Origin of the sequence: Roseivivax lentus (genome assembly GCF_900156805.1) — a bacterium.
Lineage (GTDB): Bacteria > Pseudomonadota > Alphaproteobacteria > Rhodobacterales > Rhodobacteraceae > Roseivivax > Roseivivax lentus.
On sequence record NZ_FTOQ01000018.1, the window covers coordinates 42,581 to 65,778 of the forward strand.

Consider the following 23,198-nt stretch of genomic DNA (forward strand, 5'->3'; position numbering starts at 1 on the left):
GAAGGGCATCCATGTCCATCGAATATCTGCACACCATGGTCCGCGTGAAGGACCTCGAGAAATCGCTCGAATTCTACAAGCTGCTCGGCCTGAAGGAACGCATGCGCAAGGATGTGGAGGCCGGCCGCTTCACGCTGGTCTTCCTCTGCCCGCCGGATCAGGACGATGGCCGCGCCGATGTGGAGCTGACCTATAACTGGGACGGCGACGACGGCCTGCCCTCGGACAGTCGCCATTTCGGTCATCTCGCCTATCGCGTCGACGACATCTACGCCGCGTGCCAGATGCTGATGGATGCGGGCGTGACCATCAACCGCCCGCCGCGCGACGGGCACATGGCCTTCGTGCGCTCGCCCGACAACGTGTCGGTGGAGTTGCTGCAGAAGGGCGAGGCCAAGCCGCCGCGGGAGCCCTGGGCCTCGATGGAGAATACGGGCCATTGGTAAGAGCGGCGCTCAGAACCGGGCTGGTGGCGGTCCTGCTTGCGGGCTGGCTCGCTGGCGGCGCGGCGGCCCAGGCGGCCTCCTGCCGCCTCGCCCTGGTTCTGGCGCTCGACGTCTCGAGCTCGGTCGACGAGCGGGAATACATCCTGCAGCGCGACGGCGCGGCGGCGGCCCTGGGCGATCCCGATATCCGCCGCGCGATCCTGTCGGGACCCGGGCATGTGGCGCTCGCGGTTTATGAATGGAGCGGGCGGCGCCAGAACGCGCTGGTTCTGGACTGGACGGCGCTGCGGAGCGACGCGGATATCGACCGGGCCATCGCCACGCTGCGCGGCTTCCCGCGTTCGCAGACCCGCTTTCCGACGGCGATGGGATACGCGCTGGGATACGGCGCCACGCTTCTGGCCAAGGGGCCGCAATGCGCGCGCCGGGTGATCGACGTCTCGGGCGACGGGATCACCAATGACGGCTTCGGGCCAGACCTCGCCTACAAGCATTTCCCCTTCCAGGGGGTGACGGTGAACGGCCTGGCCATCCTCGGGGCGGATCCGATGGTCGCCGATTACTACGAGTTCAACGTGATGCACGGTCCGAACGCCTTCGTCGAACTCTCCGAAGGGTACGAGGGCTATCGCCGGGCCATGACCCGCAAGCTGTTCCGCGAGATCAGCAACATGGTCGTGGGCGACCTGGCGCCCCTGCCCGCCCCGGTCTCGTCAAGTCCGGCGCAGGCGGCGGGGACCGATGGTCCGGGCCGAAATGCGGGCGATGGCGCTGCGGGGGCGACCCCGCCGGGCTGAGCGCCCATCGCGCCCGACCGCCCGCCGCGGCCCCTCAATAGATATAGCGGATCTGATCGGTCCAATAGCGTTCCATGCGGCGCAGGGCATGGGTGATATCCTCGAGCCCGTCGGGACCCAGAACGCCCTTGGCTTCCAGACCTTCGGCATGACGCGCGAACAGCCCCTCGACCAGATCTCGGATCTCCCGGCCTTTGTCGGTCAGCTTGACGCGCACCGCCCGGCGGTCGATCTCGCAGCGCTGATGGTGCATGTACCCGGCTTCGACCAGCTTCTTGAGATTGTAGCTGACATTGGAGCCCTGGTAATAGCCGCGCGTCTTCAACTCCCCCGCCGTGACCTCGTTGTCGCCGATGTTGAACAGCAGGAGCGCCTGCACCGCGTTGATCTGCAACACGCCCACGCGTTCGAATTCGTCCTTGATGACGTCGAGCAACAACCGATGCAATCGCTCCACGAGCGAGAGCGCATCGAGATAGGTCATCATGAAGCTGGCCTGCCCGGCCCGCCCCAGAGAAGAATGGATGCTCATACGCTGTCTCCGCTGATCCCTTGATCGGCGTGCAGCATTGGCGAAAAAACCGAAGATTAGGTTAAGTGGCGCGGGGTCTTAGCGGATATCCGCGACGACGCCTTCGGAGGCCGCGGCGATCTCGGCGACGAGGGCGGAAAACCGGTCGGGTGCGGCCACCTGGCCGGTCACCCATTGGTAGAGATCCTGGTCGTTTTCCGACAGGAGCGCATCGTAAAGACCGAGCCCCGCATCATCCATCGACGCCAGATGCGCCTCGGAGAAATGGATCAGGATCAGGTCCATCTCCTTGATGCCTCGCCGCATCGAGCGCATCTTCAGGCGCTTGATGCGGACATCGCGGGGTTCTCCGTCGCGGGGCTGTTCGGAAATCATGTGGGCTCCGTGGCCAGGGCTTTGCGCAGATGCTTTTCCAGATGTCCGGCCCGGTCCGCAAGGGTTTTCATGTCGGCGCGAATCGCCCGAAGCTCGGTGAGCGCCTCGCGCAGATCGCCAAGGTTCGCGCTGTCCTCGGCGGGACCGTTCACGCCCTCGCCCTCGCCGGTCAGCAGCCAGATCATCGACACGTTCAGCAGGCCCGACAGCATCGACAGCTTGTTCGCGCGCGGCTCCGACAGGTCGTTTTCCCAGTTCTGCAGGGTGCGCGCCTTGACCCCGAGGCGGCGGGCCAGCTGTTCCGGGCTCATGCCCGCAGCCTCGCGTGCGGCGGATACGCGGTCCCCGAAGGTCGCGGCATCGGGGCCGTACCAGTCCACGTCACTCATCATTTCGTCAATCTCCTGTGCTCGGGCCCGGCACGCTTGCACGCGCGGAATGTGCCCCATAAACCTTCGACAACAATCTTCACTCAAGCGCCGGAGCCCGCGTATGTCCTTCCTGTCGAACACGCTCGCCCGGGTAAAACCTTCGCCGACCGTGGCCGTCACGCAGCTGGCCCGGGACCTCGCGGCGGAGGGGCGGGACGTGATCGGCCTCGGGGCCGGCGAACCTGACTTTGACACACCGGATAACATAAAATCCGCAGCGATTGCGGCAATCCATGCGGGAAAAACGAAATATACCGCCCCCGACGGCATTCCCGAGCTGAAAGCCGCCATCTGCGAAAAATTCAAGCGCGAGAATGGCTTGGATTACACGCCCTCGCAGATCTCGGTCTCGACCGGGGGCAAGCAGGTTCTGTTCAACGCGCTGATCGCGACGCTCAATCCCGGCGACGAGGTGGTGATTCCCGCGCCCTACTGGGTCAGCTACCCCGATATCGTGCGCCTTGGCGGGGCGGAGCCCGTGATCGTCGAGGCGGGGATGGAGACCGGCTTCAAGCTGACGCCGGAGGCGCTCGAGGCGGCGATCACGCCGAAGACCAAGTGGTTCATCTTCAACTCGCCTTCGAACCCTACCGGCGCGGGCTATTCGCGCGCCGAGCTCAAGGCGCTCACCGACGTGCTGGAGCGTCACCCGCATGTCTGGATCATGTCCGACGACATGTACGAGCACCTGGCCTATGACGGCTTCACCTTCTGCACACCCGCCGAGGTGGCCCCGGCGCTTTACGACCGGACGCTGACGGTGAACGGCGTCTCCAAGGCCTATGCGATGACCGGCTGGCGGATCGGCTATGCGGGCGGGCCCGAGCCGCTGATCGCCGCCATGCGCAAGGTGCAGTCGCAATCGACGACGAACCCCTGCTCGATCAGCCAATGGGCCGCCGTGGAGGCGCTGACCGGCCCGCAGGACTTCCTCGGCGAGCGGCTCGCGGCCTTCGCGCGGCGGCGCGACATGGTGGTGGCCGCGCTGAACGACACGCCGCACCTCTCCTGCCCCACGCCCGAGGGCGCTTTCTACGTCTACCCGTCCTGCGCCGGAGCCATCGGCAAGACGAGCGCGGGCGGCACGCGGATCGACGACGACGAGACCTTCGCCCGCGCGCTTCTGGAGGAGGAAGGCGTTGCGGTCGTCTTCGGTGCGGCCTTCGGGCTGTCGCCGCATTTCCGCATCAGCTACGCGGCCTCGGACGACGCGCTGCGCGAGGCCTGCACGCGGATCCGCCGCTTCTGCGACGGTCTGAGATAAGGAGCCAGACCCATGTCCAGCGACCTGCCCGAGTATTACTTCCGCGTCCGCGAGAACGGCGCGCTGGTGTTCCGGCTCGACACCGAGAACCGGCAGCGGCGCATCGAGATGGAGCCGATCGCGGTCGTGAACATCCGCAACGGCGAGATCAAGCCGCAGGGCGACCGTGCCCTGAGCGCCGGGGACATCGCCGAGATCGAGGGCTGGATGGACGGTCGCCGGGCGCTCGTCGCGGCTCGGGACATGGACGATATCCACCGCGCCATCGACCACATGAACCTGACGGCGCAATGGGCGCAGTCCAAGGCTACCGCCGAGCAGCTGGAAGAGGTCACCGATGCGCTGCTGCTGGCCATGCACGACCTGCGCACGGTGCTGGTGCGCAAGAAAGCGGACCGGCTGGGATAGGCCGACGCGTCTGCGCGGCGGCGGATCGTGGGCAAAAGGCGGGGCAACCCGTCGGGCCGCGACCGAGAAGCCCGGCCCTAGGCCCAGGCCAGCGCCGTGCCCACCAGCACCAGCGCGATCCCGGCCACTTCCCGTGCGGTGAAGCTTTCTCCGAAGAGCAGGATCGACACGGTTCCGATGATCAGCACCTCGGCCCCGAGGATGCCCACATAGACGATCCCCAGACGTTCCTGTTTCAGGGCAAGCACTTCGAAGGCGCCGGCGATCAGCAGGGCGCCGGCAATCGCGATCAGGATCCAGGGGCTGGGGCCGACCCACCATGACTTCATGGCGATCATCGCGATGCAATAGAAGCCTGCCGAAGCGAGGACGATCAAGGGAATGGCCATGTCAAAAGACCTTCAGAACAATGCCTCATGATACCACGGGCCGTGACGTCGGGTAAGTCGGGAATACATGGCCTGCCCGATCGCGCGGCAGCTGCGGCAAAAAAGAAAAGGCCCCGCGCGATGCGGGGCCTTTCGATGTCGGGGAAGAGGCGCGGTTACTCGCGGCTCTCGGTGGTCTCTTCGATCACCGTGTCGAAGGCATCGCCACCGACCGCATCGTCGCTTTCCGTGGGCGCGGCCAGGCGGGCGGCCTCTTCGGCCTCCGCGCGGCGCGCTTCGATCACGACGTTGTCGCGATCCGTGGCGATCTTCTGCACGTTGGTGGTGGCGCCACCGGTACCCGCCGGGATCAGGCGGCCGACGATGACGTTCTCCTTCAGACCGACAAGCGTATCGACCTTGCCCTGCACCGAGGCTTCGGTGAGCACGCGCGTCGTCTCCTGGAACGAGGCCGCGGAGATGAACGAGCGCGTCTGCAGCGACGCCTTGGTGATCCCGAGCAGGATCGGTTCGCCCTGCGCGGGACGTCCGCCCTTCTTCTCGGCCTTCGCGTTGGCCTCGTCGAACTCGAGCTTGTCCACATGCTCGCCCTTGAGAAGCGTGGTGTCCCCGCTGTGCAGGATTTCCCACTTCTGGAGCATCTGGCGGACGATCACCTCGACATGCTTGTCGTTGATCTTCACGCCCTGGAGGCGGTAGACGTCCTGGACTTCGTCGATCATGTAGTTGGCCAGCGCCTCGACACCCATGATGGACAGGATGTCATGCGGCGCGGGGTTGCCGTCCATGATGTAGTCGCCCTTCTGGACGTAATCGCCTTCGGCCACGGGAATGTGCTTGCCCTTGGGGATCATGTATTCCTTGGGCTCGACATTCTCGTCCGCGGGTTCGATCGAGATCCGGCGCTTGTTCTTGTAGTCCTTGCCGAAGCGCACGTAGCCGTCGATTTCCGCGATGATCGCGTGATCCTTGGGTCGACGGGCCTCGAAGAGTTCGGCCACACGCGGCAGACCGCCGGTGATGTCCTTCGTCTTCGCACCCTCGCGCGGGATCCGCGCCACCACGTCACCGGCCTTGACCGTGTCGCCCTCCTCAACCGAGAGGACCGCGTCCACCGACATCGGGTAGGTGATCGGGTTGCCCTGATCGTTGCGCACGGGCTCGCCGTTCTCATCCTGCAGGATGATCTCGGGCTTGAGCTCGTTGCCCTTGGGCGCGGCACGCCAGTCGGTCACGATCTTCTGGGACATGCCGGTCGCGTCGTCGGTTTCCTCGCGCACGGCAACGCCGTTCACGAGGTCGACGAGCTTGGCCGTCCCGTCCTTCTCGGCGATGATCGGCAGGGTGTAGGGATCCCATTCGAACAGCTTGTCGCCGCGCTCGATCGTGTCGCCCTCCTTGACGAAGAGCTTGGTGCCGTAGCCGACCTTGTGGCTCGCGCGTTCGGCGCCGTTCTCGTCCACGATGCGGATCTTCATGTTCCGCCCCATGACCAGAAGGTCGCCCGCCGCGTTCACCAGCGTGTTCGGGTTGTCATACTCGATCTTGCCCGATTGCGACGCCTCGAGGAAGGACTGCTGGCCACCCTGGGCCACGCCGCCGATGTGGAAGGTCCGCATCGTCAGCTGCGTGCCCGGCTCACCGATGGACTGCGCCGCGATGATGCCCACCGCTTCGCCCACGTTGACCATGGTGCCGCGCGCGAGGTCGCGACCGTAGCAGGCCGCGCAGACGCCCTCTTCGGCTTCGCAGGTCAGCGGCGAACGGATGCGCACGGTCTGCACCGCCGCCTCTTCGATCGTATCCGCCGTGCGCTCGTCGATGAGCTGGCCGTGCTTGCAGAGCACCTCGTCGGTGCCCGGCTTCACGACATCCTCGGCCGCGACGCGACCCAGGAGACGCTCGCCGATGGAGGCCACGACTTCCCCGTCATTGATCGCCGCTTCGCAGGTGATCGAGTTTTCGGTGCCGCAATCCTTCATCCGCACGATGCAGTCCTGCGCCACGTCCACGAGACGGCGGGTCAGGTAACCCGAGTTCGCGGTCTTGAGCGCGGTGTCCGACAGACCCTTGCGGGCGCCATGCGTCGAGTTGAAGTATTCGAGAACGGTCAGGCCTTCCTTGAAGTTCGAGATGATCGGCGTCTCGATGATGTCGCCGTTCGGCTTGGCCATCAGGCCGCGCATGCCGCCCAGCTGCTTCATCTGCGTGACCGAGCCACGGGCACCGGAATGGGCCATCATGTAGACCGAGTTCGGCTCCATCTCGGCGCCGTTCTCGTCGTGCTTGGCCGACGAGATGGTGGACATCATCGCCTCGGTGACCTTGTCGTTGCACTTCGACCAGGCATCGACGACCTTGTTGTACTTCTCACCCTGGGTGATCAGGCCGTCCATGTATTGCTGTTCGAAGTCCTTCACCTGGTCGCGCGTCTCTTCGACGATCGGCCACTTGGCGTCGGGGATGACCATGTCGTCCTTGCCGAAGGAGATGCCGGCCTTGAACGCTTCCTTGAAGCCCATCGTCATGATCTGGTCGCAGAAGATGACCGACTCTTTCTGACCGCAATAGCGGTAGACGGTGTCGATGACCCGCTGCACGTCCTTCTTGCGCAGGAGCGTGTTGACCAGATCGAAGGGCGCCTTGTTGTTCATCGGCAGGAGCGCGCCGAGGCGGGCCCGGCCGGGCGTCGTTTCGAAGCGCTTGACGATTTCCTGGCCCTCTTCGTCGATCTGCTTCACCCGGCACTGGATCCTGGCGTGCAGGTGCACTTCACCGGCGTTGAGCGCGTGCTCCACTTCCTCGGTCGAGGAGAAGATCATGCCTTCGCCCTTCATGCCTTCGCGCATGATGGTGGTGTAGTAGAGACCGAGGATCATGTCCTGCGACGGCACGATGATCGGCGCGCCGTTGGCGGGCGACAGCACGTTGTTCGTGGACATCATCAGGACGCGCGCCTCGAGCTGCGCTTCGAGCGAGAGCGGCACGTGCACGGCCATCTGGTCGCCGTCGAAATCGGCGTTGAAGGCCGAGCAGACGAGCGGGTGCAGCTGGATCGCCTTGCCCTCGATCAGGATGGGCTCGAACGCCTGGATGCCGAGACGGTGCAGCGTGGGCGCCCGGTTCAGCAGCACGGGGTGCTCGCGGATGACCTCGTCGAGGATGTCCCAAACCTCGGGACGCTCCTTCTCGACGAGCTTCTTGGCCTGCTTCACGGTCGAGCTGAGGCCCTTGGCCTCGAGCCGCGAATAGATGAACGGCTTGAAGAGCTCGAGCGCCATCTTCTTGGGCAGGCCGCACTGGTGCAGCTTCAGTTCGGGGCCGGTCACGATGACCGAACGGCCCGAGAAGTCGACGCGCTTGCCCAGAAGGTTCTGGCGGAAGCGGCCCTGCTTGCCCTTGAGCATGTCCGACAGCGACTTCAGCGGACGCTTGTTGGCGCCGGTGATGACGCGGCCGCGGCGGCCGTTGTCGAAAAGCGCGTCCACGGATTCCTGCAGCATCCGCTTTTCGTTGCGCACGATGATATCGGGCGCGCGCAGCTCGATCAGACGCTTCAGACGGTTGTTGCGGTTGATGACCCGGCGGTAGAGGTCGTTCAGGTCCGACGTCGCGAAGCGGCCGCCATCGAGCGGCACGAGCGGACGCAGTTCCGGCGGAATGACCGGGATCACGGTCATGACCATCCACTCCGGACGGTTGCCGGATTCGAGGAAGTTCTCGACCACTTTCAGGCGCTTGATGATCTTCTTGGGCTTCAGCTCGCCGGTGGCTTCCTTCAGCTCCTCGCGCAGGCGGTCGGCCTCGGATTCCAGGTCGATCTGGGCCAGCATCTCACGGATAGCCTCGGCGCCGATATTGGCGGTGAAGGCGTCCATGCCGTACTGGTCCTGCGCGTCGAGGAATTCATCCTCGGTCAGCATCTGGCCATAGGTCAGGTCCGTCAGGCCCGGCTCGATCACCACGTAGTTCTCGAAATAGAGCACGCGCTCCAGATCGCGCAGCGTCATGTCCAGCATGAGGCCGATGCGCGAGGGCAGCGACTTCAGGAACCAGATATGGGCGCAGGGCGCGGCCAGTTCGATATGGCCCATACGCTCGCGGCGGACCTTCTGAAGGGTCACTTCCACGCCGCACTTCTCGCAGACGACGCCGCGATACTTCATGCGCTTGTACTTGCCGCAGAGGCATTCGTAATCCTTGATCGGCCCGAAGATGCGCGCGCAGAACAGGCCGTCACGCTCGGGCTTGAACGTGCGGTAGTTGATCGTCTCGGGCTTCTTGATCTCGCCGAAGGACCACGAGAGGATCCGTTCGGGGCTGGCCAGCGACACCTTGATCTCGTCGAAGACCTTGGGCGGGGTCAGGGGATTGAACGGGTTGTTCGTGATTTCCTGGTTCATGTCTTTTCCTCAGAGTTCAGAGGGTGCGGGGGGGAAGAGCGGGGCCTGGATTTTCGCAAAATTCAGGCCGGTTTCCGCGCGGAAACCGGGGCGGATTTTCGATGAAAATCCGCGCCCGGAGACTGGCGTCACTCTTCGTCTTCCTCCGCATCCAGGAGTTCCATGTTGAGGCCCAGACCCCGGACCTCCTTGACGAGCACGTTGAACGATTCCGGCACGCCGGCCTCGAAGTTGTCCTCGCCCTTGACGATGCTCTCGTAGACCTTGGTCCGGCCCGCGACGTCGTCGGACTTCACCGTCAGCATCTCCTGCAGGGTGTAGGCCGCGCCGTAGGCTTCGAGCGCCCAGACTTCCATCTCGCCGAAGCGCTGACCGCCGAACTGCGCCTTACCACCAAGCGGCTGCTGCGTGACGAGGCTGTAAGGCCCGGTCGAACGCGCGTGGATCTTGTCGTCCACGAGGTGGTGCAGCTTCAGCAGGTACTTGACGCCCACGGTCACCGGACGCGCGAACTGCTCGCCCGAGCGGCCGTCGAATAGGATCGACTGTCCGCTTTCGTCGAAGCCAGCACGGCGCAGAGCGTCGTTCACGTCCGGCTCTTTCGCGCCGTCAAAGACCGGCGTCGCGATCGGCACGCCGCGCGTGACGTTGCTTGCCGCCTCGATCAGCGCGTCGTCCGACATGCCCGCGATGCCTTCCTCGAAGACGTCGTCGCCATAGGCCGTGTGCATCGCCTCGCGCACGGGGCTCAGGTCGCCGGTGCGGCGATAATCCTGCAGCGCCTCGTCGATCTTGATGCCCAGACCGCGCGCGGCCCAGCCCATATGCGTCTCGAGGATCTGGCCCACGTTCATCCGGCTCGGCACGCCGAGCGGGTTGAGGCAGAAGTCGACCGGCGTGCCGTCCGCCAGGAACGGCATGTCCTCGATCGGCACGACCTTGGAGATGACGCCCTTGTTGCCGTGACGGCCGGCCATCTTGTCGCCCGGCTGCAGCTTGCGCTTCACCGCCACGAAGACCTTGACCATCTTCATCACGCCCGGGGGCAGATCGTCGCCGCGGCGGACCTTCTCGACCTTGTCCTCGAACCGGGCATCGAGGGCGCGCTTCTGCGCCTCGTACTGCTCGTTCAGGGCCTCGACGAACTTGGCCTCTTCTTCCTCGCCGAGGGCGAGCTGCCACCACTGACCGCGGGTCAGGCTGTCCAGCAGCTCCTCGGTGATCTCGGAATTCGCCTTGACGCCCTTGGGGCCCTTCACGGCGGTCTTGCCGAGGATCATGGACTTCAGACGCGCATAGATGTTGCGGTCGAGGATCGCGAGCTCGTCGTCGCGGTCGCGCGCGAGGGCCTCGATCTCTTCCCGCTCGATCTGGAGCGCACGTTCGTCCTTCTCGACGCCGTGACGGTTGAAGACGCGGACTTCCACGACCGTGCCGTAATCGCCGGGCTTCACGCGCAGCGAGGTGTCGCGCACGTCCGAGGCCTTCTCGCCGAAGATGGCGCGGAGGAGTTTCTCTTCCGGCGTCATCGGGCTTTCGCCCTTCGGCGTGATCTTACCGACGAGGATATCGCCCGGCTCCACATCGGCGCCGATATAGACGATGCCCGCCTCGTCAAGGTTGCGCAGCGCCTCTTCACCCACGTTCGGAATGTCGCGGGTGATTTCCTCGGGCCCGAGCTTGGTGTCACGGGCCGCGACTTCGAATTCCTCGATATGGACCGAGGTGAAGACGTCGTCCTGCGCGATGCGCTCGGAGATGAGGATGGAGTCCTCGTAGTTGTAGCCGTTCCAGGGCATGAACGCGACGATCACGTTCTTGCCCAGCGCCAGCTCGCCCATATCGGTGGACGGGCCGTCGGCGATCACCTCGCCCTTGGACACTTCCATGCCCACGGTCACCAGCGGACGCTGGTTGATGCAGGTGTTCTGGTTGGACCGCTGGAACTTGCGCAGACGGTAGATGTCGACGCCCGGATCGCCCGGCTCGAGATCTTCCGTGGCGCGCACGACGATCCGCATCGCGTCGACCTGGTCGATCACGCCGCCGCGCTTGGCCATGATGGAGGCGCCGGAATCGCGGGCGACGATGCCCTCGATGCCCGTGCCCACCAGCGGCGCTTCGGAGCGCAGCGTCGGCACCGCCTGCCGCTGCATGTTGGAGCCCATCAGCGCGCGGTTGGCGTCGTCATTCTCGAGGAACGGAATGAGCGAGGCCGCGACCGACACCAGCTGCTTCGGCGACACGTCGATCAGGTCGACGCTGTCGGCGGGCGCCAGCGTGTAATCGCCCGACTGGCGGGTGTTCACCAGGTCGTTGACGAACTTGCCTTCGCTGTTCAGCGACGCGTTGGCCTGCGCGATGGTGTGGCGCATCTCCTCGGTGGCGGACATGTAGTGGACCTCGTCGGTCACCTGGCTGTCCTTCACCACGCGGTAGGGCGTTTCGATGAAGCCGTACTTGTTCACCCGCGCAAAGGTGGCGAGCGAGTTGATGAGACCGATATTCGGGCCTTCCGGCGTCTCGATCGGGCACATCCGGCCGTAGTGGGTCGGGTGCACGTCGCGCACCTCGAAGCCGGCGCGTTCGCGGGTCAGACCGCCGGGCCCGAGGGCCGAGAGGCGCCGCTTGTGCGTGACTTCCGACAGCGGGTTGGTCTGGTCCATGAACTGCGACAGCTGCGAGGAGCCGAAGAATTCACGCACCGCCGCCGCGGCAGGCTTCGCGTTGATCAGGTCCTGCGGCATGACGGTGTCGATCTCGACCGACGACATGCGCTCCTTAATGGCGCGCTCCATGCGCAGGAGACCCACGCGGTACTGGTTCTCCATCAGCTCGCCGACCGAGCGCACCCGGCGGTTGCCGAGGTGGTCGATGTCGTCGATATCGCCGCGGCCGTCGCGCAGATCCACCAGCGCCTTGATGCAGGCGACGATGTCTTCGCGGTCGAGCGTGCGCTGCGTGTCCTGCTTGTCGAGCGCGAGACGCATGTTCATCTTCACCCGGCCCACGGCCGAGAGGTCGTAGCGCTCGCCGTCGAAGAACAGCGTGTCGAAGAGCGCCGAGGCGGCCTCGACGGTGGGCGGCTCACCCGGACGCATGACGCGATAGATATCCATGAGCGCGGTGTCGCGGTTCATGTTCTTGTCGTTCGCCATGGTGTTCCGCATGTACGGGCCCACGGTGATGTTATCGATGTCGAGGACCGGGATCTCGGTCACGCCGGCATCGACCAGCTCCTTCAGGGTGCCGCCCGAGACTTCCCCGTCCTTGTCGACGGTCCAGGTCAGCTCGTCCCCGGCCTCGACGTAGATCGCGCCGGTTTCTTCGTTGATGATGTCTTTGGCGACGAAGCGGCCGACGATGTTGTCGAACGGCACGAGGAGGTTCTTCACCTTGCCCTCGTCCTTGATCTGCTTGACCGCGCGGGGCGTGATCTTCTTGCCGGCCTCGGCGATGACTTCACCGGTATCGGCATCGATCAGGTCGTGGGTCGGACGTGTGCCGCGCACACGGTCGGGGAAGAACTTCGTCTTCCAGCCCTTGCCCTTCTCGTAGTGGAAATCGACCGTGTCGTAATACGCGTCCATGATCGCTTCCTGGTCGAGACCAAGCGCGTAGAGAAGCGTCGTCACCGGAAGCTTCCGGCGGCGGTCGATGCGGGCGAAAACCAGATCCTTGGCGTCGAATTCGAAATCGAGCCACGAGCCGCGATAGGGAATGATGCGGCAGGCGAAGAGCAGCTTGCCCGAGCTGTGCGTCTTGCCCTTGTCGTGGTCGAAGAAGACGCCCGGGCTGCGGTGCATCTGCGAAACGATGACGCGCTCGGTGCCGTTGACGATGAAGGTGCCGTTCGGCGTCATCAGGGGCATGTCGCCCATGAAGACGTCCTGCTCCTTGATGTCCTTGACCGATTTCGCGCCGGTATCCTCGTCCACGTCGAAGACGATCAGACGCAGGGTCACCTTCAGCGGTGCGGCATAGGTCATGTCGCGCTGCTGGCATTCGTCGACGTCGTATTTCGGCTTCTCGAGCTCGTAGGACACGAATTCGAGGATCGACGTCTCGTTGAAATCCTTGATCGGGAAGACCGACTGGAAGACACCCTTGATGCCTTCCCCATCCATCGGCTCCGGCTGGTCGCCGGACTTCAGGAACAGGTCGTAGGAGCTTTTCTGAACCTCGATCAGGTTCGGCATCTCCAGCACTTCACGAATTTTTCCGTAATATTTACGAAGACGTTTCTGGCCAAGGTAGGATTGCGCCATGGTCGCTTGTCACCTTTCAGTGTCTCTTCCGAGGACGCGCCCGTCGGGCATCGGGTGCGCGCTCAACCGAGAAGGAAGGCTCCGATCCATTCATGGCCCCTGTCCCACCAGAGGCCTCCCGATCGAAGGAACCTTGCCTGAGGAAGGCCCCTCTTCGCGTTCCGGATCGACATCCGTGGCGCGAAGGGCCTCGCTTAGACAGGTTCGGCTGGACCCGGGACGTCCCCGAATCCAGCCAGTATTTTGCTCGTCCCGGCCGGGTCGCCCCGACCTCGGGATTACTTGAGCTCGATCTCGGCGCCAGCCTCTTCGAGCTTCTTCTTGATCTCTTCGGCTTCGTCCTTGGAGACCTGCTCCTTGACGGCCTTGCCACCCGCTTCGACGAGTTCCTTGGCTTCCTTGAGGCCAAGGCCGGTGATCGCGCGGACTTCCTTGATCACGTTGATCTTGGAGGCGCCTGCCGACTTCAGGATGACGTCGAATTCGGTCTGCTCTTCGGCAGCCGCGCCGGCGTCGCCGCCTGCGGGGCCGGCCATCATGACCGCGCCGCCAGCGGCGGGCTCGATGCCGTATTCGTCCTTGAGGATGGTCTTGAGTTCCTGGGCTTCGAGAAGCGTCAGGTTGACGATGTCTTCTGCAAGTTTCTTCAGATCAGCCATTGTGACTTCTTTCCGTATCTAGATGTGTTCCAACGTGCGGGATGCAACCCCACGAGGGTCCCATTGGGTGCCTTAGGCCGCCTCGGCCTTTTCTTCGATGGTCGACAGGATCGAGGCGATGTTCGAAGCAGGTGCGCCAATCGCGCCGGCGATGTTGGATGCGGGTGCGCCGATGCAGCTTGCGATCTGAGCGATAAGCTCGTCGCGCGAGGGCATCTTCGACACGGCTTCCACACCGGCCCGGTCAAGAGCGGTCTCACCCATTGCGCCGCCAAGAATCTCAAGCTTCTTGTTATCCTTGGCGAAGTCCTCGACCACCTTGGCTGCTGCCACGGGGTCTTCGGAATAGGTCAGAACGGTCATGCCCTCGAGATAGGTCGCGATGCTTGCGCAGGGCTTCCCGTCGAGGGCGATCTTGGCGAGCCTGTTCTTGGCGACGCGCACGGACGCCCCGGCATCGCGTGCGCGACCCCGGAGATCCTGCATCTCGGCAACCGTGAGACCTTCGTAATGGGCAACCACCACGACGCCAGAGCTTTCGAAGATCTGGCCGAGTTCCTCGACCACTTTCTCTTTCTGGGCTCTATCCACAGTTCTACTCCAAGTATTGGAGGGTTTCCCCTCCGGCTCTTTTTGCTGGGTCCTCCGAGGAGAGCCCGGCGATCAGGTCCGAACGGGGTGTCGCAATCGCGGATCCGGCACTTCTTGCGAAGCGAAGGACTGAAATGCTCTTCCCGTCTCAGGCAGGAATTACGGGGCCACATCAGGGGCGGACCCACCCACCGTCTCGGACGAAACGAGGGCAATTGCGAATCACACGAATGCCCTCAAGTGTTGCGTCTAAAGAATTTGAGGAATCTTGCCAAGGGGGAGCGGGCGCAAAACGCGCCGCATCCTTCCCATGGCTGGGCGAAAGGATGCCCTGCCCGCGCGGCCCGGTCAAGATGCATTGAAAACGGGCGGTTCGGGCGGTGCTCGGGAACGCGTGCCCCCTGTGCCTGCAAGCCGCGGCCCCGCGGGATCAGGCCGCCCTGTCGAGCCCCGACGCCTCGCGCCCGATCTCGGCGACCGGCACCGACAGGAGCCGCCCGGCATCGGACAGCACCTGCAGGCGCTCCGGGCCGAAGACATGCAGCTCGGCGTAGATCTTCCACAGCTCCGCCTCGGGCGCATCCGCCTCCATCGCGCTGAGCAGCATGGTCTTCATCCGGTCCACATAGCCGCGCGAGGACAGGCGCCAGTCGAGTTTCGCCCGCCAGTTCGCGAAGCCGCGATCGACGAAATGCAGCAGATGCGCGCCGTCCTCATGGGTCATGATCCGCGCCGCGATCAGGTCGCGGCCCTCGACCGCGGCCCAGTGCTGGCGGATGCGCACCCGCGATCCGAGCCCGGTGCGGGTGCAGGACTTGCCCGCGATATGACCCGCGAAGCCCTCCCGCGTCCGCAGATGCCCGGCGAGGTTGGAATAGAGCGCCTGGCGCAGCCAGCGCGGTTGCGGCAGCCGGAAATGGTAGCACGCCCCGTCCTGCGGGGTCTGCACGTGTTCCGCGCTGCGGATGGTCACGGCGACGGTCTCGGGCTCCTGCGCGTCCAGCTCCTCGGCCAGGGTCCGGCCGTCGAGATGGAAATACTCGTCTCCGTCGAGCGCCGCGAACCATCCGACCGGGGCCGCGTGATAGGCGTAGGTCAGGAAATGGTTCTGCCGCATCGGGAAGGCCTTGTCGGCGCCGATGCCGACGCGGGCCCAGAAATCCGGCGTGCCGCGCTCGGCGATCACGTCCGGCGCGCCGCCCAATCCCTCGACCGCCGGGTCGTCGGGATCGTCGAAACACAGGTGGAACCGCGTCACGCCCTGCGCACGGTGATAGGCGATGAAGCCGCGCACCGTGTCGACCGGCTCCTTCAGGATGGCGGCCATCGTCAGGTTCTGCGCCATGTCGGGTCCTGCCTTCGCCTCTGCTGGGCCGTCGGGATGCGGTTCACCCCCGCCTCTTGTCGATACGCCGGAAAGCTTAAGGGAGCGTTTGCGCCTTGAGAAGAAAAACGGGCGGCCCCGAAGGACCGCCCGTCTCGAAATGGTTCAGGTGATGCAGCGCGGACCCAGCGGCCCGCGTTGCGGCGCCCGATCAGTTGCCCCCGATCAGTTGCCGGTGGCGTTGGTCACGTCGACGGTGACGCCCGGACCCATGGTCGAGGACAGCGACACCTTCTTCATGTAGGTGCCCTTCGCGCCGGTGGGCTTCGCCTTCGACACGGCGTCCACGAAGGCGCGGATGTTCTCGACGAGCTTCGCCTCGTCGAAGGACACCTTGCCCACGCCCGCATGCACGACGCCGGCCTTCTCGGCCTTGAACTGAACCTGGCCGCCCTTGGCCGCCTCGACGGCTTCCTTGACGTCCATGGTCACTGTGCCGACCTTGGGGTTCGGCATCAGGTTCCGGGGGCCGAGGACCTTACCGAGACGGCCGACGATCGGCATCATGTCGGGGGTCGCGATGCAGCGGTCGAACTCGATCTTGCCGGACTGCACGGTCTCCATCAGGTCTTCCGCGCCGACGATGTCGGCACCGGCGGCCTGGGCCTCTTCGGCCTTGGCACCGCGGGCGAAGACGGCGACGCGGACGGTCTTGCCGGTGCCGTTGGGCAGACCCACGACGCCGCGGACCATCTGGTCGGCGTGGCGCGGATCGACGCCGAGATTCATCGCGATCTCGACGGTCTCGTCGAACTTGGTGTTCGCGTTCGACTTGATGAGGGCCACGGCCTCTTCGACGGTCAGGTCTTCCTTGCCGGCGAAAGCGTCGCGGGCGGCACGGGTGCGTTTTCCGAGTTTTGCCATCTTACTTCACCTCGATGCCCATGGATTTCGCCGAACCGAGGACGATCTTCATCGCAGCCTCGATGTCATTCGCCGAGAGGTCCTTCATCTTGGCCTCGGCGATTTCGCGCACCTGCTTGCGGGTCACGGTCGCAACGGTCTCGCGGCCCGGTGCCTCGGCACCGCGGGGGCGGTTGCGCTTGCCCACGGGCTTCAGGCCGGCGGCCTTCTTCAGATAGTAAGACGCGGGCGGCGTCTTGATATCCATCGTGAAGGACTTGTCCTGGTAGTAGGTGATCTCGGTGGGGCAAGGCGCACCCTGCTCCATGTCCTGCGTCTTGGCGTTGAACGCCTTGCAGAATTCCATGATGTTGATCCCGCGCTGACCGAGGGCGGGGCCCACCGGCGGCGAGGGGTTGGCAGCGCCTGCAGGGATCTGCAGCTTCATCTTGCCAGCAAGTTTCTTAGCCATCTGGCTATCTCCTTTTCCAACACATCCCGGGCGCGTCCCGGTCTGTCTTTCGTTGTGTGGTCAGGTCCGCGCGACGCGTCGCGCTCGCCTCCCACAATCGGTCCCGGCCTGTTGCCGGGGTGGTGGGTTTTCACCCACCCCACGCCCGAAGGCGCAGCTCGTAGGGTGGGTGAAAACCCACCGCCACCCGTATCAGCCCTGCTTGGTGACCTGGGTGAATTCCAGCTCGACGGGCGTCTCGCGACCGAAGATCGACACCGCGACCCGCAGGCGCTGGTTGTCCTCGTCGACGCCCTCGACCATGCCGTCGAAATCCTCGAACGGGCCGTCGTTGACCTTGACCTTCTCGCCCACCTCGAAATGGATGAGCGTGCGCGGGGCCTCTTCGCCCTCTTGGACCCGGCCCAGAATCGCCTGCACCTCGGCATCGCGCATGGGCATCGGACGGCCCTGCGGACCGAGGAACCCGGTGACGCGGTTGATCGAGTTGATCAGGTGATAGCCCTGGTCCGACATCTCCATCCGCACGAGCACGTAGCCCGGCATGAAGCGCCGCTCGGTGTTCACCTTCTTGCCGCGACGGATCTCGATGACCTCTTCGGTCGGGACGAGAACCTCTTCGATCTGGTCCTCGAGCCCCTGTTCGGCCACCGATGTCCGGATCTGTTCGGCCACCTTCTTCTCGAAATTCGAGAGAACGCTCACCGAATACCACCGCTTCGCCATCTGGCTGTGTCCTTGCTTTCTGCCGGGCCCGGGCGGGCCCTGTCTCAGTAGAATATTCCTAAATAGAAAATGGCGTGCGCCCCGTGGCGGTGCACGCCCTCTTCCGTTCTAGCCGCCGCCTTACTCTCGTCGCGGAGCGAATTCAAGTCCCGCGGGCGGTCGCGCCGGGCTCAGCCGCCGAACAATCCAAGGATGCCCTGCAGCCCGCTGCGGATGCCCAGATCGACGAGCGCGAAGAAGATCGCGGTCAGGGTCGCCATGATGAAGACCATCACCGTCGTCAGCACCACCTCGCGGCGGGTCGGCCAGACGACCTTGCTGACTTCGGCGCGCACCTGCTGGATGAACTGGATCGGGTTGGTCTTGGCCATCGCTGGGACCTTCGGTTTGGGGCGGTTCCGCGGCAGATACGGCTTTGGCCCGCATCTTTCAAGCGCTGTCGGCCGAACTCGCCCCGAAGACGTGCCGTCCGCCCTGCCTCGCCACCGGCCCACGACCCGCAAGTAAATGAACGCGGGCGCGCAGGGGCGCGCGAACGCCGCAATCGGGCCTTTGGTTCCCGCGCGCTCGCGCACATCAAATCACGGATTGTTCACGCAAAAATCCACCCGCCGACCGGAACGGCATCGTGTTTGGCGGGTTCTATTCCCAGACCAAGGCGGAACACTCCGCCCGCCCCGCTTCCGGCCCGACGGGCCCACGCGCGGCAGAAGAAACGAGACGAAAGGAACGACCGATATGAAACGCTTTATGACTGCGACCGCCCTGACCCTTGCCCTCACCGGCCCGGCCTATGCCGCCACCGAAGGTGAAATCGCGACGATTCAGTCCTACCTGCCCGATGCCGACATCTCCGCATGGAGCGACACCGAAGTGGCAAGCGCGCTGAACATCATCACGTCGACCGACAGCCGTTCGGACATCGTCGGCCGTCTCAGCGCCCTCTACACCGAACAAGACTTCGTGCCGATGACCGCGACCATCACCGAGGCGGAAATCGCGATCCTCGACGAATACGTGGATGGCGTCGACTATACGATGCTGCCGCAGCCGACCGTGGATGCCGCCATCTCGGCCGCACAAAGCGGCGATGCAAGCGAGCGTGCCGCCCGGGTCCGCGCATTGCTGCAGGACGATGGCCAGATGGTCAGCGAAATGAACACCGCGACGACCGGTGAAGTCGCCCTGATCAACAGCTACGCGCCGGAAATCGACGTGATGACGCTGAGCGACGCACAGGTGAATTCGGCGCTGGCGATCATCTACTCGACCGACAGCCGCGGCAACATCGCGGGCAAGCTGAACGCCCTGTTCAACTAAGAGTATCGCGGCCCCGTTGGCCGCAGCGTAACGAGTAAGAAAAAGGGGTCCGCATCGCGGGCCCCTTTTTTGCGTGTCCGCGCTGCGTGCAAACGGCTGCGCGGCCCCGTCGCGCCTGGACGAGCCTGGACGAGCCTGGACGAGCCTGACGGCATTCGAAGGGAGGCGCACGCAGCCGCGCTCCGGCAGCCTCAGCGGCGCTGGTGATCGGCGTTCGTCTGATCGGAAATGTTGGCAGGGGCAGCAGGGCTCGAACCCGCGACCTACGGTTTTGGAGACCGTCGCTCTACCAGCTGAGCTATACCCCTACGCGGTGCCTGCGATACAGCCCTGCCGGTCCGGTTTCAAGAGGCGATTTGCGCCAGCCTCCCGTCACGTGCGGGTCGCCGCCCGCGCCGCCAATCTGTTTCAGATGCGGCTTTTTCCTTCACGCGGATGACAGCGAAACGCCGCCTTGCGTGAGCGTGCAGTTACGCAGCCGTTACCCATATTTCAGAGCAAAAATGCACAGCGCCTGTGAGCGTTTGCCACTTGGGGAATTGTTGCGGAAACCGAGGCTGAAATCTCGTCTCCGTGACGGATATGAAATACATAATTCACTGTTTTTATGAGATTTTTCGTCATTGTGTACGGCCGCATGCCTTTTGGATTTTCAAGGCAAAATCTCCGTGATCGACCGTGATGATTACCGTGATTGGCGGCGCTGGCAGGTCACCCCCATCTGTCAATCACCGGACGACAACGTCCCTAAGCAAACGCCTCACGGGGCAAACACACCGCCTCCCGGGGCACATTCATCAGGAGATACAAAATGACCAAGTTCACCACCGCCCTTGCCCTCGTACTCGCCACTGCCACCGGTTCCGCCGCCCTCGCCGCGACGGACGGCCAGATCGCCGAGATCGAGACCTTCGCCAATGTCGACACGTCCGGCCTGTCCAACGCCGAGATCGCCTCGCTGCTGAACGTCATCCATTCCGGCGGCAGCGTCTCCGAGAACCGCGCGCTCGTCCAGAACCTGGTCGGCAAGTACCAGTAAGCGAATGCGGGGCTGCCGCGCCTCCCTCGGCGGCCCCGACCATTTCCCTCTCAATCATCATTCCAGACACAGGATCAAGATCATGACCAAGTTCACCACCGCCCTCGCCCTCATCCTCGCCACCGCCACCGGTTCCGCAGCCCTCGCCGCGACGGACGGCCAGATCGCCGAGATCGAGACCTTCGCCAATGTCGACACGTCCGGCCTGTCCAACGCCGAGATCGCCTCGCTGCTGAACGTCATCCATTCCGGCGGCAGCGTCTCCGAGAACCGCGCGCTCGTCCAGAACCTGGTCGGCAAGTACCAGTAAGCGACTTCTGACGACGATGCGGCCGGTCCCTGCGCGGGGCCGGCCGTTTCGCGTTCGGTCAGGCGGCGCTGCGGCAGCGCATCCGGGTGGTGTCGCCGACGATGCCCCGGTCGAACAGCCCCTGGATCTCGGTCGCGTCGAGCCCGCCCACTTCCGACAGCACGCTTTCGGTATGCGCGCCGAGTTCGGGCGCGATCGCCGGTGTCTCGCGGGCGAAGCCGGTATAGCGCGCGGGGTTTCCCGGCACCGGGAAGCGGCCGAGGCCGGGCTGGTCCAGAACCGAGAACATCGGGTTGTCGGGGCCGAGATCGGGGTCTTCGGCCAGTGCCTCCACCACGTTGCGGAAGGGCGCCCAGGTGACGCCGGCCGCGTCCAGCGCCTTGGCCACCATGCCGCGCGGCCGGGCCGCGAACCAGGGCGCGAGGATACCGGTCAGGTCGTGGCGCATGCGGAACCGCACGCCTTCGTCGGACAGGTTCTGGCCGGTGCTGCGGAAAAGCCGCTCCATCGCCTCCTGCGTCCCGGTGACCTTCACGAGGCCCTGCCACTGGCGCTCCGTCAGGCCGATCACCATGACGCGCTTGCCGTCGGCACAAAGGAAATCCTGCCCGTAGGCGCCATATAGCGCGTTGCCGCATTTCGCGCGCGCCCGCCCGGTGGTCGCGGCCTCGCCGATCATGCCCAGATGGCCGATCGTGGCCGCCGCGATATCCTTCAGCGCGAGGGTCACGCCCTGCCCCGCGCCGTGGCGCAGCCGGTGGCGTTCGGCGGCCAGCAGCGCGTTGACCACATGCCCGCCCGCGGCAACGTCCCAGGCCGGCAGCGCATGGGCCACGGGGGCGTCCGATCCTTCCGGGCCGGTCATGTCGGGAATGCCGAGCGCGGGATTGACCGTGTAATCGACCTGCGGACGGCCATGCCGGTCGCCCGTCAGCGTGACCGACACGAGATCGGGCCGGATCCCCGACAGCGTCTCGTGGTCGAGCCAGCCCTTCACCGCGAGATTGGTGATGAAGAGGCCCGCATCCTCGCCGGGCGCGGTGATGAGGCGGGTTATGAGCTCGCGGCCCTCGGGGGCGCGCATGTCGATGGCGACGGATTTCTTGCCCTTGTTGAGCCCGGCCCAGAAATGGCTGCGCCCGGACGGCGCTACCGGCCAGCGCGTGGCGTCGAGCCCGCCTTCGAGCCGGTCGAACCGGATCACCTCGGCGCCCATCTGCGCCAGGGTCAGCCCGGCCAGCGGAACCGCCACGAAGGCGGAGCCTTCGATCACGCGCATACCGTTCAAGATGCCGCTCATGTGGTCTCCTCCCATTCTGCCGTGGCTGTCATGCCCTGGTGTTCGGTGCCGCGCGCGGTGCAGAGCGCGAGGCTGCCCTGCTCGCCCTCCTGCGCCAGAACGCGCATCGGCGCGTCCGGGAACATCGGATGCACGCCGCGATAGCGGAACCGCGCGGGCGGCCTGCCCCGCAGCTCGGTGGCGAGCCCCGCCATCAGAAGCGCCTGCAACGGTCCGTGCACCACGAGATGGGGGTATTTCTCGACCTCGCGCACATAGTCGAGATCGAGGTGGATGCGGTGCGAATTGAACGTGCAGGCGGAATAGCGGAAGAGCAGCGTGTTGCTGAGGGCGATCTCGCGCTCCGCGAGGATCGTCTCGGGCGCGGGCGGCGCGACGGGCGGCGGCGGCGCGTAGACCTTGGGCAATTCCAGGTAGACGATGTCATGCCGTTCGCGCAGCGCCAGGCCGTCCTCGCCGCAGATGTCGTGCATCACGGTGACGAAGACCATCGGTCCGGCGCGGCCATCCTTGCGCACCACGTCGTCGATGACCGAATGGCGGGTCAGCCGCTCGCCCACATGCAGGGGTTTGACGAAATCGACGGTGCCGCCCGCCCACATGCGCCGGGGCAGGTCCACCGGCGGCAGGAAGCCCCCGAGCTTGGGATGCCCGTCCGCCCCGAGACCGGAAATCGGCGTCTCGGGCGGAAAGGCCGACCAGTGCCAGAGCGGCGGCAGAACGTCGCGCGACCCGAGCGGCACCTGCCCGGTATCGGCCAGCGTCGCCGTCATCATCCGCGCCATGGTCTCGTCGAGGCGGCCTTGGACCGTCTCCTCGCGTCCGATCCAGTCGGTGATCTGATGCTCTGCCATGATCGCGTTCTCCCTCACCGCAGAGAGATGACAGAGATCCTGAAAAAATCAAGCTATTTCAGTGTGTTAACGGAATACAACGGTATGCAGAGCCGCGCCACGCCAAGGTCTGCGCAGGTAGCGCGTTGGTCCGAAAGCGGATTTTCGATGCTGCAGATGCGAGAACGCCCCTGCGACAAAATGTGCGCAAGAGCTCCATCGCGGGCCCGAAAAGGTGCAACTCGGCCGGCACCCGAAACGAAGAAAGCCGCCCCGAGGGGCGGCTTTCCGATCCACTATTCCCTGAAGGCGGGCCCCCGGGAAGACGCGATCGTCAGATCACTTGATGATCTTCGACACCACGCCGGAGCCGACCGTGCGGCCGCCTTCGCGGATGGCGAAGCGGAG

At 64.9% G+C, this 23,198-nt stretch carries 23 protein-coding genes and 1 tRNA gene; 7 read left to right on the forward strand and 17 right to left on the reverse strand.

The features are described from left to right. Positions 1-11: 11 nt before the first annotated feature. Together BW990_RS18515 and BW990_RS18520 are read left to right on the forward strand one after the other, a co-directional pair. A complete protein-coding gene (locus tag BW990_RS18515; RefSeq protein ID WP_076450491.1) occupies positions 12-446 on the forward strand; it encodes a VOC family protein in 435 nt (144 codons plus the stop codon). Between the two features lie 23 nt (positions 447-469). Next, on the forward strand, positions 470-1,243 hold the full coding sequence (locus tag BW990_RS18520) for a DUF1194 domain-containing protein (protein ID WP_076450494.1): 774 nt from the start codon (positions 470-472) through the stop codon (positions 1,241-1,243). Positions 1,244-1,277: 34 nt separating this feature from the next. Here BW990_RS18520 and BW990_RS18525 read toward each other — a convergent pair whose 3' ends face one another. The 3 genes from BW990_RS18525 to BW990_RS18535 all read right to left on the reverse strand — a co-directional run bounded on the left by BW990_RS18525 (position 1,278) and on the right by BW990_RS18535 (position 2,542). Beyond that, the gene (locus BW990_RS18525; protein ID WP_076450496.1) at positions 1,278-1,775 is read right to left on the reverse strand and encodes a MarR family winged helix-turn-helix transcriptional regulator; all 498 of its coding nucleotides are present in this window, start codon (positions 1,773-1,775) and stop codon (positions 1,278-1,280) included. Between the two features lie 78 nt (positions 1,776-1,853). Then, on the reverse strand, positions 1,854-2,150 hold the full coding sequence (locus tag BW990_RS18530) for a succinate dehydrogenase assembly factor 2 (protein WP_076450499.1): 297 nt from the start codon (positions 2,148-2,150) through the stop codon (positions 1,854-1,856). After that, positions 2,147-2,542, reverse strand: a complete 396-nt coding sequence (locus BW990_RS18535) for a helix-turn-helix domain-containing protein (RefSeq protein WP_407690147.1) — start codon at positions 2,540-2,542, stop codon at positions 2,147-2,149. The genes BW990_RS18530 and BW990_RS18535 overlap by 4 nt, the downstream gene beginning before the upstream one ends. A 100-nt stretch (positions 2,543-2,642) precedes the next feature. Here BW990_RS18535 and BW990_RS18540 point away from each other — a divergent pair, with 100 nt between their 5' ends. Both BW990_RS18540 and BW990_RS18545 read left to right on the forward strand, forming a co-directional pair. Next, on the forward strand, positions 2,643-3,845 hold the full coding sequence (locus BW990_RS18540; protein ID WP_076450502.1) for a pyridoxal phosphate-dependent aminotransferase: 1,203 nt from the start codon (positions 2,643-2,645) through the stop codon (positions 3,843-3,845). Between the two features lie 12 nt (positions 3,846-3,857). After that, complete coding sequence (locus BW990_RS18545; RefSeq protein ID WP_076450504.1) at positions 3,858-4,253, forward strand: hypothetical protein; 396 nt, start codon at positions 3,858-3,860, stop codon at positions 4,251-4,253. A gap of 77 nt (positions 4,254-4,330) precedes the next feature. On the opposite strand, the gene BW990_RS18550 is transcribed toward BW990_RS18545, so the two are convergent. The 10 genes from BW990_RS18550 to secE form a co-directional block, all read right to left on the reverse strand. After that, complete coding sequence (locus BW990_RS18550; RefSeq protein WP_076450506.1) at positions 4,331-4,642, reverse strand: DMT family transporter; 312 nt, start codon at positions 4,640-4,642, stop codon at positions 4,331-4,333. A gap of 155 nt (positions 4,643-4,797) precedes the next feature. After that, positions 4,798-9,045, reverse strand: coding sequence for a DNA-directed RNA polymerase subunit beta' (gene rpoC, locus BW990_RS18555; protein ID WP_076450509.1), 4,248 nt, complete (start codon positions 9,043-9,045; stop codon positions 4,798-4,800). Positions 9,046-9,173: 128 nt separating this feature from the next. Continuing rightward, on the reverse strand, positions 9,174-13,313 hold the full coding sequence (gene rpoB, locus BW990_RS18560; protein WP_076450512.1) for a DNA-directed RNA polymerase subunit beta: 4,140 nt from the start codon (positions 13,311-13,313) through the stop codon (positions 9,174-9,176). Between the two features lie 278 nt (positions 13,314-13,591). Next, positions 13,592-13,972 carry a 50S ribosomal protein L7/L12 gene (gene rplL, locus BW990_RS18565; RefSeq protein ID WP_076450514.1) on the reverse strand — a complete coding sequence of 127 codons (381 nt, stop codon included), beginning with the start codon at positions 13,970-13,972 and terminating at the stop codon, positions 13,592-13,594. Positions 13,973-14,044: 72 nt separating this feature from the next. Then, entirely contained in the window at positions 14,045-14,563 is a 519-nt protein-coding gene (gene rplJ, locus BW990_RS18570) for a 50S ribosomal protein L10 (protein WP_076450517.1), read from the reverse strand. A gap of 430 nt (positions 14,564-14,993) precedes the next feature. Continuing rightward, complete coding sequence (locus BW990_RS18575; protein ID WP_076450520.1) at positions 14,994-15,908, reverse strand: glycosyltransferase family 2 protein; 915 nt, start codon at positions 15,906-15,908, stop codon at positions 14,994-14,996. Between the two features lie 204 nt (positions 15,909-16,112). Next, positions 16,113-16,811 carry a 50S ribosomal protein L1 gene (gene rplA, locus BW990_RS18580; protein WP_076450522.1) on the reverse strand — a complete coding sequence of 233 codons (699 nt, stop codon included), beginning with the start codon at positions 16,809-16,811 and terminating at the stop codon, positions 16,113-16,115. Between the two features lies 1 nt (position 16,812). Then, entirely contained in the window at positions 16,813-17,262 is a 450-nt protein-coding gene (gene rplK, locus BW990_RS18585) for a 50S ribosomal protein L11 (protein ID WP_076450525.1), read from the reverse strand. 192 nt (positions 17,263-17,454) lie between these two features. After that, positions 17,455-17,988 carry a transcription termination/antitermination protein NusG gene (gene nusG, locus BW990_RS18590; protein ID WP_076450528.1) on the reverse strand — a complete coding sequence of 178 codons (534 nt, stop codon included), beginning with the start codon at positions 17,986-17,988 and terminating at the stop codon, positions 17,455-17,457. 170 nt (positions 17,989-18,158) lie between these two features. Further along, a complete protein-coding gene (gene secE / locus BW990_RS18595; protein WP_076450531.1) occupies positions 18,159-18,359 on the reverse strand; it encodes a preprotein translocase subunit SecE in 201 nt (66 codons plus the stop codon). 379 nt (positions 18,360-18,738) lie between these two features. On the opposite strand from secE, the gene BW990_RS18600 reads away from it, so the two are divergent. Further along, positions 18,739-19,308: a hypothetical protein gene (locus BW990_RS18600; RefSeq protein WP_143526283.1), complete on the forward strand. Its 570-nt coding sequence runs from the start codon at positions 18,739-18,741 to the stop codon at positions 19,306-19,308. Positions 19,309-19,540: 232 nt separating this feature from the next. Here the strand turns inward: BW990_RS18600 and BW990_RS18605 are convergent. Further along, a tRNA-Trp gene (locus tag BW990_RS18605) sits at positions 19,541-19,616 on the reverse strand. A gap of 503 nt (positions 19,617-20,119) precedes the next feature. Here BW990_RS18605 and BW990_RS18610 point away from each other — a divergent pair. Both BW990_RS18610 and BW990_RS18615 read left to right on the forward strand, forming a co-directional pair. Beyond that, positions 20,120-20,347: a hypothetical protein gene (locus BW990_RS18610; protein ID WP_076450537.1), complete on the forward strand. Its 228-nt coding sequence runs from the start codon at positions 20,120-20,122 to the stop codon at positions 20,345-20,347. 82 nt (positions 20,348-20,429) lie between these two features. After that, positions 20,430-20,657 (forward strand): hypothetical protein, encoded by a 228-nt coding sequence (locus tag BW990_RS18615; RefSeq protein WP_076450540.1) that lies wholly within the window; start codon positions 20,430-20,432, stop codon positions 20,655-20,657. 58 nt (positions 20,658-20,715) lie between these two features. Here BW990_RS18615 and BW990_RS18620 read toward each other — a convergent pair whose 3' ends face one another. The 3 genes from BW990_RS18620 to BW990_RS22585 form a co-directional block, all read right to left on the reverse strand. Continuing rightward, positions 20,716-21,957, reverse strand: coding sequence for a CoA transferase (locus tag BW990_RS18620; RefSeq protein ID WP_076450542.1), 1,242 nt, complete (start codon positions 21,955-21,957; stop codon positions 20,716-20,718). Next, on the reverse strand, positions 21,954-22,811 hold the full coding sequence (locus BW990_RS18625) for an HTD2 family dehydratase (RefSeq protein ID WP_076450545.1): 858 nt from the start codon (positions 22,809-22,811) through the stop codon (positions 21,954-21,956). Before BW990_RS18625 ends, BW990_RS18620 begins: the two co-directional genes overlap by 4 nt. A 318-nt stretch (positions 22,812-23,129) precedes the next feature. Beyond that, positions 23,130-23,198: EF-Tu C-terminal domain-related protein (locus tag BW990_RS22585; protein WP_143526263.1), on the reverse strand; the 69-nt coding region annotated here is incomplete at its 5' end.

Coding starts and splice junctions, on each gene's coding strand:
- BW990_RS18515 (WP_076450491.1), top strand. CDS start 12: ATGTCCATCGAATATCTGCACACCATGGTCCGCGTGAAGGACCTCGAG.
- BW990_RS18525 (WP_076450496.1), bottom strand. CDS start 1,775: ATGAGCATCCATTCTTCTCTGGGGCGGGCCGGGCAGGCCAGCTTCATG.
- BW990_RS18530 (WP_076450499.1), bottom strand. CDS start 2,150: ATGATTTCCGAACAGCCCCGCGACGGAGAACCCCGCGATGTCCGCATC.
- BW990_RS18535 (WP_407690147.1), bottom strand. CDS start 2,542: ATGATGAGTGACGTGGACTGGTACGGCCCCGATGCCGCGACCTTCGGG.
- BW990_RS18540 (WP_076450502.1), top strand. CDS start 2,643: ATGTCCTTCCTGTCGAACACGCTCGCCCGGGTAAAACCTTCGCCGACC.
- BW990_RS18545 (WP_076450504.1), top strand. CDS start 3,858: ATGTCCAGCGACCTGCCCGAGTATTACTTCCGCGTCCGCGAGAACGGC.
- BW990_RS18550 (WP_076450506.1), bottom strand. CDS start 4,642: ATGGCCATTCCCTTGATCGTCCTCGCTTCGGCAGGCTTCTATTGCATC.
- rpoC (WP_076450509.1), bottom strand. CDS start 9,045: ATGAACCAGGAAATCACGAACAACCCGTTCAATCCCCTGACCCCGCCC.
- rpoB (WP_076450512.1), bottom strand. CDS start 13,313: ATGGCGCAATCCTACCTTGGCCAGAAACGTCTTCGTAAATATTACGGA.
- rplL (WP_076450514.1), bottom strand. CDS start 13,972: ATGGCTGATCTGAAGAAACTTGCAGAAGACATCGTCAACCTGACGCTT.
- BW990_RS18575 (WP_076450520.1), bottom strand. CDS start 15,908: ATGGCGCAGAACCTGACGATGGCCGCCATCCTGAAGGAGCCGGTCGAC.
- rplA (WP_076450522.1), bottom strand. CDS start 16,811: ATGGCAAAACTCGGAAAACGCACCCGTGCCGCCCGCGACGCTTTCGCC.
- rplK (WP_076450525.1), bottom strand. CDS start 17,262: ATGGCTAAGAAACTTGCTGGCAAGATGAAGCTGCAGATCCCTGCAGGC.
- nusG (WP_076450528.1), bottom strand. CDS start 17,988: ATGGCGAAGCGGTGGTATTCGGTGAGCGTTCTCTCGAATTTCGAGAAG.
- secE (WP_076450531.1), bottom strand. CDS start 18,359: ATGGCCAAGACCAACCCGATCCAGTTCATCCAGCAGGTGCGCGCCGAA.
- BW990_RS18600 (WP_143526283.1), top strand. CDS start 18,739: ATGACTGCGACCGCCCTGACCCTTGCCCTCACCGGCCCGGCCTATGCC.
- BW990_RS18610 (WP_076450537.1), top strand. CDS start 20,120: ATGACCAAGTTCACCACCGCCCTTGCCCTCGTACTCGCCACTGCCACC.
- BW990_RS18615 (WP_076450540.1), top strand. CDS start 20,430: ATGACCAAGTTCACCACCGCCCTCGCCCTCATCCTCGCCACCGCCACC.
- BW990_RS18620 (WP_076450542.1), bottom strand. CDS start 21,957: ATGAGCGGCATCTTGAACGGTATGCGCGTGATCGAAGGCTCCGCCTTC.
- BW990_RS18625 (WP_076450545.1), bottom strand. CDS start 22,811: ATGGCAGAGCATCAGATCACCGACTGGATCGGACGCGAGGAGACGGTC.